This window comes from Paraburkholderia caffeinilytica, assembly GCF_003368325.1.
Lineage (GTDB): Bacteria > Pseudomonadota > Gammaproteobacteria > Burkholderiales > Burkholderiaceae > Paraburkholderia > Paraburkholderia caffeinilytica.
On record NZ_CP031467.1, the window covers coordinates 587,454 to 601,974 of the forward strand.

10 protein-coding genes are annotated in these 14,521 nt (G+C 63.8%); 6 read left to right on the forward strand and 4 right to left on the reverse strand.

The window, feature by feature from the left end:
• Nucleotides 1-108: 108 nt before the first annotated feature.
• The 3 genes from lplT to DSC91_RS18585 all read left to right on the forward strand — a co-directional run bounded on the left by lplT (nt 109) and on the right by DSC91_RS18585 (nt 5,612).
• Nucleotides 109-1,407 carry a lysophospholipid transporter LplT gene (gene lplT, locus DSC91_RS18575; protein ID WP_115783325.1) on the forward strand — a complete coding sequence of 433 codons (1,299 nt, stop codon included), beginning with the start codon at nt 109-111 and terminating at the stop codon, nt 1,405-1,407.
• A gap of 148 nt (nt 1,408-1,555) precedes the next feature.
• Entirely contained in the window at nt 1,556-4,252 is a 2,697-nt protein-coding gene (gene mutS / locus DSC91_RS18580; protein ID WP_115780314.1) for a DNA mismatch repair protein MutS, read from the forward strand.
• Complete coding sequence (locus DSC91_RS18585) at nt 4,239-5,612, forward strand: hypothetical protein (RefSeq protein WP_115780315.1); 1,374 nt, start codon at nt 4,239-4,241, stop codon at nt 5,610-5,612. Before mutS ends, DSC91_RS18585 begins: the two co-directional genes overlap by 14 nt.
• Here DSC91_RS18585 and DSC91_RS18590 read toward each other — a convergent pair.
• Complete coding sequence (locus tag DSC91_RS18590) at nt 5,592-6,134, reverse strand: FKBP-type peptidyl-prolyl cis-trans isomerase (protein ID WP_115780316.1); 543 nt, start codon at nt 6,132-6,134, stop codon at nt 5,592-5,594. The genes DSC91_RS18585 and DSC91_RS18590 overlap by 21 nt on opposite strands.
• A 32-nt stretch (nt 6,135-6,166) precedes the next feature.
• Between DSC91_RS18590 and DSC91_RS18595 the strand changes: the two genes are divergently transcribed.
• Both DSC91_RS18595 and DSC91_RS18605 read left to right on the forward strand, forming a co-directional pair.
• Nucleotides 6,167-7,417, forward strand: a complete 1,251-nt coding sequence (locus tag DSC91_RS18595) for a cupin domain-containing protein (RefSeq protein ID WP_115780317.1) — start codon at nt 6,167-6,169, stop codon at nt 7,415-7,417.
• Between the two features lie 231 nt (nt 7,418-7,648).
• A complete protein-coding gene (locus DSC91_RS18605) occupies nt 7,649-7,912 on the forward strand; it encodes a hypothetical protein (RefSeq protein ID WP_115780318.1) in 264 nt (87 codons plus the stop codon).
• Nucleotides 7,913-8,060: 148 nt separating this feature from the next.
• On the opposite strand, the gene yoaA is transcribed toward DSC91_RS18605, so the two are convergent.
• The 3 genes from yoaA to DSC91_RS18620 form a co-directional block, all read right to left on the reverse strand.
• On the reverse strand, nt 8,061-10,331 hold the full coding sequence (gene yoaA, locus DSC91_RS18610) for a DNA repair helicase YoaA (RefSeq protein ID WP_115783326.1): 2,271 nt from the start codon (nt 10,329-10,331) through the stop codon (nt 8,061-8,063).
• A gap of 63 nt (nt 10,332-10,394) precedes the next feature.
• Complete coding sequence (locus tag DSC91_RS18615) at nt 10,395-10,613, reverse strand: DUF465 domain-containing protein (RefSeq protein ID WP_115780319.1); 219 nt, start codon at nt 10,611-10,613, stop codon at nt 10,395-10,397.
• 128 nt (nt 10,614-10,741) lie between these two features.
• The gene (locus DSC91_RS18620) at nt 10,742-11,707 is read right to left on the reverse strand and encodes a hypothetical protein (RefSeq protein WP_115783327.1); all 966 of its coding nucleotides are present in this window, start codon (nt 11,705-11,707) and stop codon (nt 10,742-10,744) included.
• A 344-nt stretch (nt 11,708-12,051) separates the two neighbouring features.
• Between DSC91_RS18620 and DSC91_RS18625 the strand changes: the two genes are divergently transcribed.
• Nucleotides 12,052-14,412: a Tex family protein gene (locus DSC91_RS18625; protein ID WP_115780320.1), complete on the forward strand. Its 2,361-nt coding sequence runs from the start codon at nt 12,052-12,054 to the stop codon at nt 14,410-14,412.
• Nucleotides 14,413-14,521 lie beyond the last annotated feature (109 nt).

Consider the following 14,521-nt stretch of genomic DNA (forward strand, 5'->3'; position numbering starts at 1 on the left):
TACAAAGCGGGAGGCCGCGCCGGCACGCTCCATCGCCGGACGCGTTTTGCGCGCTTCTTGCTGCGCCCTGCTTCGCACCCGATTTACGCGCAGCTTCCGATCCGCTTCATGAAAAAAGGCTTCTACACAATCATCGCGGCGCAGTTCATTTCGTCGCTCGCTGACAACGCACTGCTGATCGCCGCCATCGCCCTGCTATCGGTGATCCGTTCGGCCGCCTGGGTCACGCCGCTGCTGCAGATTTTCTTCACCGTTTCCTACGTGTTGCTCGCCCCCTTCGTCGGCGCATTCGCCGACGCGATGCAAAAGCGGCACGTCATGTTCATCTCCAACGCGCTCAAGGCGGGCGGTTGCCTGATGATGATCGCCGGCGTCCATCCGATGATTGCGTACGGCGTGGTCGGTTTTGGCGCGGCCGCGTATTCGCCGGCCAAATACGGCATTCTCACCGAGCTCCTGCCCGCGGAAAAACTCGTCAAGGCGAACGCGTGGCTCGAATCGGCCACCGTCCTGTCGACCATTGTCGGCACCATGGTCGGCGGCGCGCTGATCAGCACGCTCGCCGACAGATTCGTCGCGCATGCCCATCTGCCGCTGATCCGCTCCTCCGCCGATCTGGCGATGTTCGCGGTGATGGTCACGTATGCGATCGCGGCGGGGATCAACATCTTCATTCCCGACACCGGCGCGCGCTATCCGAACCGCTTGGCCGAGCCCAAGAAACTGATCGGCGACTTCTATCATTGCTTCAACGTATTGTGGGCCGACAAGCTCGCGCAGATCGCGCTGTGGGTCACGACGCTGATGTGGGGCGGTGCCGTCACGCTGCAATTGCTGGTGCTCAAATGGGCCAACGTGAACCTCGGCTTGTCGCTGTCGAAGGCCGCGGTGATGCAAGGCGTGACGGGGCTCGGCATCGCCGTCGGCGCGGCGGCCGCGGCCGCGCTGATTCCGTTGCGCAGTTCGCTGCGCGTGTTGCCGGTCGGCATCCTCACCGGCGCGGTCGCGGTCGCCGTGGCGTTCTACAACAAGGACCTGTTTCCAGCGGGCGCCGGCATCCGTATCGGCGCGTACGTGCTGCCGATCTATATCCTGCTCGCCTATCCCTTGATGATCCTGCTCGGCGCCCTGTCGGGCTTTTTTATCGTGCCGATGAACGCGATACTCCAGCATCGCGGCGCGACCTTGCTCTCCGCCGGGCATTCGATCGCGGTGCAGAATTTCAACCAGAATCTGGCCGTGCTGCTGATGCTTGGCGCCTACGCGCTGCTGCTCATCGCGAAGATGCCGGCGCAATGGATCATCGTCGTGTTCGGCAGTTTCGTCACGTTCATGATGTGGCTCGCAAAACGGCGCAGCGCCGTGAATGAGCGCACGGTGGATATGCGGGCGCTCGTCGAAGAATGACGGCATGGCGAGAATCGTCCGGCCGGCGCGAGAATCGCGCATTGCAACGCGTGGGCTGCGTGACGATTGGCCATCCGGCCAGGGTCCGCTCGCCGCGCCGGCAGGTTAAACTCACGCCCTGAACAGCTAACGCAAAAAGACACCGAGGATGGGCATTCAAACCGCAGCGGCCAATGACGTCGCACAACACACGCCAATGATGCAGCAGTATCTCCGCATCAAGGCGGATCATCCGGGCACACTGGTGTTCTACCGGATGGGCGACTTCTACGAGCTCTTTTTCGAAGACGCGGAAAAGGCTGCGCGTCTGCTCGACTTGACACTGACGCAGCGCGGCGCGTCGGCGGGCAATCCGATCAAGATGGCGGGCGTGCCGCATCACGCGGTCGAACAGTATCTGGCCAAGCTGGTGAAGCTCGGTGAATCCGTCGCGATTTGCGAACAGATCGGCGATCCGGCTACGTCGAAGGGACCCGTCGAGCGCAAGGTGATGCGCGTGGTCACGCCGGGCACATTGACCGACGCAGCACTCCTGTCCGACAAGAGCGACGTCTACCTGATGGCGCTGTGCGTCGCCCATAACCGGCGCGGCGTTGCAACGGGCGTCGGGCTCGCGTGGCTGAATCTGGCGAGCGGCGCATTGCGCCTCGCCGAAGTGGCGCCCGACCAGGTGGCCGCCGCGCTCGAGCGGATTCGTCCCGCGGAAATTCTGGTGGCCGATGCGCCCGCCGACTCCGCGAGCTGGACGCCGCCCGTCAACGCCGGCGCCCTCACCCGCGTGCCGGTCTGGCACTTCGATATCGCCTCGGGCACGCAGCGTCTGTGCGATCAGCTGGAAGTGGCCGGCCTCGACGGCTTCGGCGCGCACTCGCTGACGGCGGCATGTGGCGCGGCCGGCGCGCTGCTGCTGTATGCGGCGGCCACGCAAGGCCAGCAATTGCGTCACGTGCGCAGCCTGAAGGTCGAGTACGAGTCCGAATATATCGGGCTCGACCCCGCCACGCGCCGCAATCTCGAACTCACCGAAACGCTGCGCGGCACCGAATCGCCCACGCTGTGTTCGCTGCTCGACACCTGCTGCACGACGATGGGCAGCCGTCTGTTGCGCCACTGGCTGCATCATCCGCCGCGCGAAGCCGCCGTGGCGCAAGCGCGTCAGCAGGCCATCGGCGCATTGCTCGACGCGCCGCCGGGCGCAGGCGTCGACACGCTCCGCGGCGCACTGCGGCAGATTTCCGACATCGAGCGGATTACCGGGCGTCTCGCGCTGCTGTCGGCACGGCCTCGCGATCTGTCGAGCCTGCGCGATACGTTCATCGCCTTGCCCGATCTGCGCACGCAACTCGCGGCCGTTTCGTCCAATGCGGATTCGCTGGCGCGTATCGACGCGTCACTGGAGCCGCCGCAAGCCTGCGTCGAACTGCTCAGGCGCGCGGTCGCGCAGGAGCCGGCCGCGATGGTGCGCGACGGTGGCGTGATCGCCCGCGGCTACGATGCCGAACTCGACGAGTTGCGCGATATTTCGGAGAACTGCGGGCAGTTCCTGATCGACCTCGAAACACGCGAACGGGCGCGCACCGGCATCGGCAATCTGCGCGTCGAATACAACAAGGTGCACGGCTTCTATATCGAAGTCACGCGCGGCCAGACCGACAAGGTGCCGGACGATTACCGCCGCCGTCAGACGTTGAAAAACGCCGAGCGTTACATCACGCCGGAGCTGAAGACTTTCGAAGACAAGGCGCTGTCCGCGCAGGAACGCGCGCTGGCCCGCGAACGCTCGCTTTACGACGCGTTACTGCAGGCGCTGCTGCCTTTTATTCCGGACTGCCAGCGGGTCGCAGCGGCACTGGCCGAACTCGATCTGCTGGTTGCCTTCGCCGAACGCGCCCGCGCACTCGACTGGGTCGCGCCAACGTTCTCGCCGGATACCGGCATCGAAATCGAACAGGGCCGCCATCCGGTCGTCGAAGCGCAGGTCGAGCAATTTATCGCTAACGACTGCACGCTCACACCCGAGCGCAAACTGCTCCTGATCACCGGCCCGAACATGGGCGGTAAGTCGACCTTCATGCGGCAGACCGCGCTGATCGCGTTGCTGGCCTACGTCGGCAGCTACGTGCCCGCACGCCGCGCGGCATTCGGGCCGATCGATCGCATCTTCACGCGAATCGGCGCAGCGGACGATCTGGCCGGCGGCCGTTCGACCTTCATGGTGGAGATGACGGAAGCAGCGGCGATCCTGAACGACGCAACCCCGCAAAGTCTCGTGCTGATGGACGAAATCGGGCGCGGCACGTCGACGTTCGACGGCCTCGCGCTGGCGTGGGCCATTGCGCGGCACCTGCTCTCACACAACGGCTGCCATACGCTCTTCGCCACGCACTACTTCGAATTGACGCAGTTGCCCGCCGAGTTTCCGCACGCGGCCAATGTGCACCTGTCGGCCGTCGAACATGGGCACGGTATCGTGTTCCTGCATGCGGTCAGCGAAGGGCCGGCGAATCAGAGCTATGGTTTGCAAGTCGCGCAACTGGCGGGTGTGCCGAACGCGGTGATTCGCGCGGCCCGCAAGCATCTCGCGCACCTCGAACAGCAATCGGCGGCGCAACCCGCCCCGCAGCTCGATCTGTTCGCCGCCCCGATGCCCATGCTGGTCGAAGACGCCGACGACGAACGCGACGAACGCGACGACAAGCGAGGAGCAACGGCGGCGTCGCCGGCCATGCAGACACTCGTCGAACGTCTGCGCGCAATCGACCCGAACGACCTGCGGCCACGCGAAGCGCTCGATCTGCTGTACGAACTGCACGACCTGGCCGCCGCGTCGGATGCCGATCATTGACGCACACAGGCCCTTGCAGCGCCCGCGCAAACTTTGCGCGGCGCTGACCGTCGCCCTTACGCTCACCGACGGACTTACTTCGCGCTTGTCGCTCGTATCGGTCTTGTCGCTGGCGGCGTTTGCTTTGCCCGCGCAGGCCGAAGCGCCGCGCTTTGCCTTCGCGGTTATCGCCAGCACGCTGCAAAGCCCCGCCGACGAAGCACCCACGCAACGTCTGATCGAGGCAATCAGCCGCGACCGCGACCTATCGTTCATTGTCTACGACGGCAATCTGAAGGGCGCAAAAGAAGCCTGCCGCGATGCGCTATATGAACGGCGCCATGCCCTGCTCGAAACGTCGCGGCCCGCCCTCTTCTTCATTCCGGGGCAGCACGACTGGGCCGACTGCGGCACGGCTGAGGCCGGCGGCTTCGACCCGGTCGAGCGGCTCGATCAACTACGCCAGACCCTGTTCACCGACTCCACCTCGATGGGTCAGAACCCGATCGCTTTAACGCGCGAGAGTGAAGTGTCGCGCTTTCGTCCGTTCCGGGAAAACGTGCGCTGGCAAGTCGGCGATACGGTGTTTGTCGGTCTGAACGCGCCGAGCCCGAACAATCACTATCTGACCGCGGGCGGCCGCAATGGCGAGTTCGAAGACCGGGTGATCGCCAATGCATTCTGGCTCGAACACGCCGGCGAATACGCGAAACGCCGCGAGGCGCGTGCAATTGTCGTGTTCATTCAGGGTGACCCCGATCCGGAACGCTACGAACGGCCCGACCGTTTCGCGTGGCTGCGCTTTGCGCGCAACACGCGCCGCGACGGTTTTCTGGAGTTCAAACGCAGCCTCGTCAAACTCGCGCAGATTTTTCGCGGACCGGTGCTGGTGATTCATTGCGACGAAGAACGCACGAGCACCGGCTTCGTGATCGATCAGCCGCTACGCAATGACAAGGGAATGCTGGTGACGAACCTCACACGTGTCGCGCTTGCGCCGCATGATCGTCTTAACCAGTGGATTCAGATTGATGCGGACCTCGGCAAGAAGCCGCCGTTCCGCGTAAGTGTGCGCGACGTGCCGAAGCAAATGCCGATGCCAACGGCGCCGCCGGCGCCGCAACGCGAAGAGCCGGCCGCTTCGATGCCGGCCGTACCGGCGTTAGGTCCCGCTTCCGAGTTACCGCCGTTGTTGCAGACGCCTGGGCAGCAGCAACCCGACCCGCAGCAGCACAGACCGGTGGATGAAGGCAACGGCGAGTACGGGCCCCCTATGTCCGGCCCGCCCGCCTCGACGGTTTTGCCGCACTCACCCGCGGCGCCAGGTGCGCCTTCAGGCGCTCCCGGCACGCCCGCGAGTTCAGTGCAGCGTGGGCCCTGACTTGTCGTCGTCGGCTTCGTCGTCATCGTCATCGAGGACTTCGAGGCCGTCGGCGCCATGCGCGTGTTCGTGCTGGATTTCGTCTTCCGTAGCCGGACGCACGTCCTTGACGGTCAGCGCGAAACGCAGCGCCATGCCGGCGAGCGGATGGTTGCCGTCGAGCACGACTTTGTCTTCCGCCACGTCGGTCACCACGTAGACGAGCGAATCGAGATCGTCATCGCCTTCTTCCGGCGTGCCTTCGAATTGCATGCCGACTTCGAGCGGTTCCGGGAAGCGATCGCGCGGCTCGATCTTCACGAGATCGGGGTCGTACTCGCCGAACGCGTCTTGCGGCTCAAGCTGGATCTGTGTCTCGAAGCCGGCCTCGTGGCCGTCGAGCTCTTCCTCGATCTTGGGGAACGTGCCATCATAGCCGCCGTGCAGATAGACCATCGGCTCGTCGCTTTCTTCGATCAGATTGCCCTGCGCATCCGATAGCTTGTAAGCGACCGACACGACGGTGTTCTTTGCGATTTTCATTCGATTCTCCAGAATACAACTCACATTATACGATGCCCAAGCGGCCCACTGACCACCCGGCCGATGCAGCTTCGGCACTGAATTCTTCGCCGGCTTCAAAGCCGGCTCGCCCGGGTCTCCCGCCCTCGCCTGACACACCCACGCCGTTGCTCGGCAATCTGACACCGTCGCAATTCATGCGCCGGTACTGGCAGAAGAAGCCTCTGCTGATCCGCCAGGCGATTCCGAACGTGGAAGCGCCGCTGTCGCGCGACGAGTTTTTCGAGCTGGCCGATCAGGACGAAGTAGAAGCGCGTCTGATCACGCACTTTCGCAACAAGTGGCAACTGGAGCACGGCCCGTTCGCGCCGGATGAACTGCCGTCGGTCAAGCAGCGCGCCTGGACGCTGCTCGTGCAGGGCGTGGACCTTTACGACGATCGCGCGCGCGCCTTGCTCGACCGCTTCCGCTTCGTGCCGGACGCGCGTCTGGACGACCTGATGATTTCGTATGCAAGCGATGGCGGAGGTGTCGGCCCCCACTTCGATTCCTACGATGTGTTTCTTTTGCAAGTAAAAGGCAAGCGCCGGTGGCGGATCAGTGCGCAGAAAGATCTGACACTCCAACCGGGTTTGCCGTTGAAAGTTTTACAGCACTTCGAGGCGGAAGAGGAATGGCTGCTCGAGCCGGGCGACATGTTGTACCTGCCGCCGCATATTGCGCACGACGGTGTCGCCGAAGGCGAATGCATGACCTGCTCGATCGGTTTTCGCGCGCCGTCCGAGGGTGAGTTGACCGCGCAGTTCCTTTACCATCTGGCCGAGCGCGGCGAGTCGGTTGCGCGCCCCAATGCGCTCTATCGCGATCCGCGACAACCGGCCGTCGATCGTCCGGCAGAGCTGCCCGCTGCACTGATCGAACGCGTTGGCGCGATCCTTGCGGGCGTGAAATGGGATGAGCAGGACATTGCATCGTTCCTTGGCGCGTACCTCAGCGAACCCAAGCCGAGTGTCGTCTTTGATCCGCCGCAACGACCACTCAATGAAGCCCGTTTCATCAGTCAGGCATCGAAGTCAGGCATTCGGCTGGACCGCAAGACTAATTTGTTGTACAACCGCCGTTTTTTCTTCGTAAATGGAGAGGAAACGCCGTTTGATGGCGCAAAAAAGTGGTTGTTTGACCTCGCTGACCACCGGTGTATGAGTGCGAAACGCTTTGTAACACTCTCACACGATTCGTCGGTGACAGCACTGCTGCACGAGTGGTATCGTGCGGGCTGGATACAAGTGGGCGAGCTTGCGTAACTCTGCCTGCCTGTTATACCGTACTGTGAAATTTTGTATGAGAAAGACAACGTATTGACCCCGGATTTATGGATTGTCAGTACGAAAGTGCATATAATTTCCGCCCAAGCCGTAGGGAAGATTCCAGCTCGTCAAAAGAGCGTCTCCACCAGCGGCCCAGGTCGGTGTTGGAGCACATTACCGGTATTATTTTGCGCTGTTGCTTACCTTTAACCATAAAAGGACGTGATCATGAAGAAATCCCTCCTCGTAGCATCCCTGTTGGCAGCTGTGGCACTGGCTGCATGCAACAAGAGCAACGATCAAGCCGCTGCACCGGCTGCTAGCGACGCTGCTGCCGCTTCGGCACCGGCTGCCGCTGCTTCGGACGCTGCTGCTGCTGCGTCGGGTGCTGCTGCTGCTGCGAGCGACGCTGCTGCTTCGGCTACGACCGCTGCTTCGGACGCAGGCGCTGCTGCTTCGGCTGCTGCTCCGGCTTCGGGCGCAAGCCAGTAAGCTGTCGCATAGGGTTCGCCTCTGGGCGAAAACTGCTCAGGGAAATCACCTCGATTTCCCGAGGCAGTAAAGCAAAACGCCACGGATTCACATCCGTGGCGTTTTGTCATTTAGAAACCGTTTTTTACAACGGCATTCACTTAATCACCTATTGAGTCGGCGCCGCACTCTCTTCGAAGAACTCGCGCACGACTTCGATTTCACGTGTGCGCTTGAAGGGCGGCAGGCTCTGCCATATACGGCGTCCATACGGTTTATCGACGAGACGCGTGTCGCAGATCATCAGTACGCCGCGATCGGTCTCAGCGCGAATCAGACGGCCTGCGCCCTGCTTGAGCGTAATCACAGCCTGCGGCAACTGATGGACGGCAAATGGGCTCAAGCCCTTCTTCGTCAGCGCATCCAGACGCGCCGACAACACCGGGTCGTCAGGCGGCGCAAACGGCAGCTTGTCGATCACGACCAGCGAGAGCGCATCGCCACGCACGTCCACGCCTTCCCAGAAACTCTGGCTACCCACCAGAATCGCATTGCCGTACGCACGGAAGCGATCGAGCAACTCGGTGCGGCTCGCGTCGCCCTGCACGAGCAGCGGATAGTTCCAGCCGCGCGCCTCGATGGTGTCGCGCAATTTGGCCGAGATGCGGTCCACCGCGCGCAACGTCGTGCACAACATGAATACGCCGCCGCCCGAAGCTTCGATCGCGGGTAATGCTGCGTCGAACACGGCGTCGGTGAACATTGGCGACGAAGGCTGCGGCAGATTGCGCGGCACGTACAGAAGCCCTTGCGTCGGATAGTCGAAGGGGCTCGGCAGCGTCATCGACCGTTTTGCGTTCAGGCCCATCTGCGCCGCATAGTGCGTGAAGTCGCCGCGCACCGACAATGTCGCCGAAGTGAAGATCCACGCGCGCGGCACGCCGGCGCGCTGCTTCGCGAAGATCGGCGCGACCGACAGCGGCGTTTCGTGCAACTGCACCGTATGCGCGAAGACTTCGATCCAGCGCACCTTTTCATTCGGATCGGCACGTTCGGCCCTGGCGTCAGCCGCAACGGCATCCACGGCTGCGCGCTCAGTCTCGGTGGGCGGCGTGGTCCAGCCCGCGAGCACACCTTGCAACTCGCGTGCGCGACGCAAACACGCGCCGATCGATTCGGCGCGCTCGGCCTGCCCGGACAGCGCGGACGTCAACGCGTCGAGCTCGGCTTCCAGCGTTTCGAGCGCGGGGAATAACGGATGATCGTCGGGCAACTGACCGATCGACAGGCGCACCGAGTCTTCCTTGAAGGCGAGCCGCACGTCGCGCGCCGCGCGCTCGAGCGTCGAGCCGAGCTTCACCCAGTCGACCGATTCGCGCGCATGACCCAGGCCCTCCGCCACGGAATCGCGCGCGAGCTCGAGAAATTGCGTGGTGGAGAGCGTCTCGCCGAAAAACAGCGTCGCGGTTTCCGGCAACTGGTGCGCTTCGTCGAAGATGACGGTGTTGGCCGTGGGCAGCAATTCAGCCATGCCGGTATCGCGCAACATGATGTCGGCGAAGAACAGATGGTGATTGACCACCACGATGTCGGCCTGCTGCGCCTCGCGGCGCGCCTGCATCACGAAGCACTCCTTGTAATGCGGGCACTCCTGGCCGAGACAGTTTTCGCGCGTGGACGTGACCATCGACCACACCGCCGCCGTTTCCGGCACGCTCGCGAGTTCGGCCTTGTCGCCGGTGCGCGTGATCTTGGCGAAGCGAACGATGTCCTGCAGATACGAGGTTTCCTGGCGCGACGGCAGACGGCCGTTATCCGCCGTGCGCTGCAGATAGTAATGGCACAGGTAGTTCGCGCGGCCCTTGAGCATCGCCACCGATACCGGCACGGCGAGCGCATCGCGAACGGTCGGAATGTCGCGCTGAAAAAGCTGATCCTGCAAATGCTTGGTGCCGGTGGAGACGATCACCTTACCGCCCCACAACATGGCCGGCACGAGATACGCATAGGTCTTGCCGGTGCCGGTCCCGGCTTCCACGATCAGCGTGTTTTCGCCGCCGTCGAGACCGCTCGATTCGTCGCTATCGGGCGCTTCAGCGGCGGCATCCGCGCCCGGCGATTGCAGACGACGCGCCGGACGCTTTTGCGCCTCGAACATCGCGGGCTCGGGCATCGCGCGACCCGACGCTTCCATGGCCGCCGCGACGGCGCGCGACATCTCGATCTGCGAAGCGCGCGAGCGATAGCCGTCGATCTGACGGGCGAGCAGGCCATTGTCGGCGAAGATATCGTCCAGTTCGGCGACGCGGCGCGGATTCAACGACGCGGAGAGCGCAGACGCGGGAGGACGCGGCGCCGGCGTGCTGGCCGCCGGAGCGCCGGCCGCCTGGGCGTCGTCGCCCGCGGTGGCGCGTGGTGAAGTTTCAAGCGGTGAATTCAAGGCAAGCATTTCCTGCAAAGTCCGGCGCGCGCGGCGCGACCCGGCACCTGCCAGGCCGCGAACCTAGGCGCGTGCGTCCGGTTCGAGCTGCAATTGCAGCAAGATGATGGTGTCCTTGACTTTGAGTTTGCGCTTTTTCAGGCGCTGCAACTCGAAGTCGTCGATGCCGGGCTCATCCGACATTCGGTCGATCAAGCGATCGAGCCCACTATGCTCCGATTCCAGTTGCAGAATACGGTCGCGCAATGTGTCCGCGGTGACGACGTGATTTGGATCGCGCATGCTCGCCTCCTCTCGTAAGCGGCGCGAGCTGCGTGTGCAGCCCGATGCCTGAGGTTGCTGTCCGGCTTAAAACGCGTTACGGCGACTACAGTCTGGCTGCTACCCTACCAGAACCCGCTACAGCACACCTACTGTTGTTGCTGTTGCTGCTTTTGCTGTTCTTCAAGTTGCTGCTGCTCTTTCAACTGGTCCTGACGCTTCTGCTCGGCTTTCTCGGCCGCCTGCTTCTGACGGGCCTCCACGTCGGCTTTGTGCTGCGCCGCGTCGGCCTGCTTCTTCTCGAAGGTCTGCTGCTTCTCGACGCGCTCCTGCGCCTTTTGCGCACCCTGCTGACGCGCTTCATTGAGCTTGCGCTGGAAATCGCCCTGCTTCTGATCGTATGCCTGGCTGTTGGCCGCGGCTTGCGACGGACTGATGCCGCGCTGCGCCTGATCCAGCGCGTGCTGTTGCTGCTTCTGCTGATAGGCTTGCGCGTTGGCGCTGCGTTGCGGCGCCTCGGCCGCGCGCTGCGCCTGGTCGAGCTGGTGCTGGCGCTGCTTGTCTTCGTAAGCCTGTGCGTTGCGGGCGTCGTCAGCGGCGCGCTGCGGCGCGCTGGCTTCGTCTTGCGCGCGTTTGAGCGCTGCCTGCTCGTCACGCTCGCGGGCGTGCTGAACACGCTGTTCGCCGTCGAGCGCGAGCTGTTCCTTGCGAATATCGGCCTGCACCGAACGCATGCTGTCGCGCGCCTTGTTCAGGCAGTGGTTGACAAAGAACTTACTGTAGCAATCGTGTTCGGCGACCGCGTAACGGTAGTTGTTTTCCTCCGTGCGCCGATCGAGGACTTTCTGCCGGGCGTCGAATGCGCTCTCGGGCGATGCCGCGCTATCGGCATTCCCAGCGCCGCCGGCATTGTTCGCGCCTGAGGTGGTGCTCGTGGTGCTCGTGGTGCTCGTGGTGCTCGTTACGCCCGCCGGACTCGCTGCCCACGCGCCCGAAGCGGCAACCGGCGCGAGACTGCTGGCGGCCACGAGCGGCGCGGCGGATTGCGCCACGGCCGGCGCCGACAGGGCCAGCGAAGCGACCATCACGCACAAGGCGCCCGAAGCGACAAACATCCCATTGGACGGGCGCGCTGACTTGAACACGGACCACGCCGCCGACACGAACGAGGAGCACGCGAGGCGCGGCGACAAGAAAGGCGGCAATTGTGACAAGCAGGAGCCCAGGCGGTTGAGGGACAAAGAGGTTGGCAACGTCGTAAATGGTCAGCGGAACATGCCCGAAATTCTATCACCCTGCGGTTGAGCCCTTTTGCATTTATGGCAAAATGCCCCGCTCCAGCAACCTGGTCGCAGCGCGCACGCCCAGCGTGCATCGACGTGCCCGACGTGGGCCGGCGTGTGCGGCGTGTGCGATTCCCGCGCGACCTTTGATTGAGTAGCAGGAACACCAAGACCTTATGACGGAAACCGTAGCACTCAAGATCGTACAGCGCATCGCCGCCGAACTGTCCGTCCAGCCGCGCCAGGTCGCGGCCGCGGTGCAACTTCTCGACGAAGGAGCGACTGTTCCGTTCATCGCCCGCTACCGGAAGGAAGTGACCGACAATCTCGACGACACGCAACTGCGCAATCTCGAGGAGCGCCTGCTGTATCTGCGCGAGCTGGAAGACCGGCGCGCCGCGATCATCGCGAGCATCGACGAGCAGGGCAAGCTCACCGACGAACTGCGCACCGCGATCGAAGGCGCCGACAGCAAGCAGGTGCTGGAAGACCTGTATCTCCCGTACAAGCCGAAGCGCCGCACGCGCGCGCAGATCGCCCGCGAAGCCGGCCTGCAGCCGCTCGCCGACGCGCTGCTGGCCAATCCCCTGCTCGACCCGCAAACCGAGGCCGCCGCCTATGTGGACGCCGAGAAAGGCGTCGCCGACATCAAGGCCGCGCTCGACGGCGCGCGCGACATCCTCTCCGAACAGTTCGGCGAAACCGCGGATCTGCTCGGCAAGCTGCGCGACTACATGTTCAACCAGGGCGTGGTGTCGTCGAGAGTGGTCGAAGGCAAGGAAAACGCGGAAGAAGAGAAATTCCGCGACTACTACGACTACGCGGAAACCATCAGGACCGTGCCGTCGCATCGTGCGCTGGCCCTGTTCCGCGGCCGCAATGCGGGCGTGCTGATGGTCAAGCTGGGTTTGGGCGAAGAGCTCGACGCGCAGGTGCCGCATCCGGGCGAAGCATTGATCGCCCGCCACTTCGGCATCGCCAATCAGAACCGCCCGGCCGACAAGTGGCTCGCCGACGTGTGCCGTTGGTGCTGGCGCGTGAAGGTGCAGCCGCACATCGAAAACGAACTGCTGACCAATCTGCGCGACGAGGCCGAACACGAAGCGATTCGCGTGTTCGCACGCAACCTGAAGGACTTGCTGCTGGCCGCGCCGGCGGGACCGAAGGCCGTGATTGGCCTCGATCCGGGTATGCGCACCGGCGTGAAAGTCGCGGTGGTCGATCGGACCGGCAAGGTGCTCGCCACCGACGTGATTTATCCGCACGAGCCGCGCCGCGACTGGGACGGCTCGATCGCGAAACTGGCGCGCATCTGCGCACAGACGCAGGCTGAGCTGATCAGTATCGGTAACGGCACGGCGTCGCGCGAAACGGACAAGCTGGCGAGCGAATTGATCGCGCGTCATCCCGAGTTCAAGCTGCAGAAGATCGTCGTCTCGGAAGCCGGCGCGTCGGTGTACTCGGCCTCCGAACTCGCGGCGAAGGAATTCCCGGACATGGACGTGTCGCTTCGCGGCGCCGTGTCGATTGCGCGCCGCCTGCAGGATCCGCTGGCGGAACTGGTGAAGATCGAACCCAAGGCGATCGGTGTGGGTCAGTACCAGCACGACGTGAATCAGCGCGAACTGGCCCGCTCGCTCGACGCGGTGGTCGAGGATTGCGTGAACGCGGTCGGCGTGGATGCCAATACGGCGTCGGTCGCATTGCTGGCTCGCGTGTCGGGTCTGAACGCGACGCTGGCGCGCAACATCGTCGACTATCGCGATGCAAACGGCCCGTTCCCGTCGCGCGAACACCTGCGCAAGGTGCCGCGCCTTGGCGACAAGACTTTCGAACAGGCAGCCGGTTTCCTGCGCATCAACAACGGCGAGAATCCGCTGGATCGCTCGTCGGTTCACCCGGAAGCGTATCCCGTCGTGGAGCGCATGCTCGCGAAGATCAGCAAGCATGTCGGCGAAGTGCTCGGCAATCGCGACGCGCTGCGCGGCCTGTCGCCGGCGGAATTCGTCGACGAACGTTTCGGCCTGCCGACCGTGCGCGACATTCTGCTGGAACTCGAAAAACCGGGCCGCGACCCGCGCCCCGAGTTCAAGACCGCGACCTTCCGCGAAGGCGTCGAGAAAGTCAGCGATCTGACGCCGGGCATGGTGCTCGAAGGCGTCGTGACGAACGTGGCGGCCTTCGGTGCGTTCATCGATGTCGGCGTGCATCAGGACGGTCTGGTGCACGTGTCGGCCATGTCGACGAAGTTCATCAAGGACCCGCACGAAGTGGTCAAGGCTGGCCAGATCGTCAAGGTGAAGGTGCTGGAAGTCGACGTGAAGCGCCAGCGTATCGCGCTGACCATGCGCCTGGACGACGAGTTCGGCGCGGCGGCCGCGCCGCGCAGCGGCGGTGGCGCCCAGCAGGATCGTGGCGGCTCCAGCCGCTCGGGTGGTGGTAGCGGCGGCGGACGCGGCGCGCAGCAACAGCGCTCGCGTGAGCCGGAGGCAGGCGGCGCCATGGCCGCCGCATTCGCCAAGCTCAAGCAGAAGTAAGCGGGTTCGCCAGCGCGTGATTCACCCACGCGCTGACGCTCACGAGACTGAGCAGCGACAAAACGGCAAAAAAAAGCCCACGCACGTGCGTGGGCTTTTTTATCGGCTG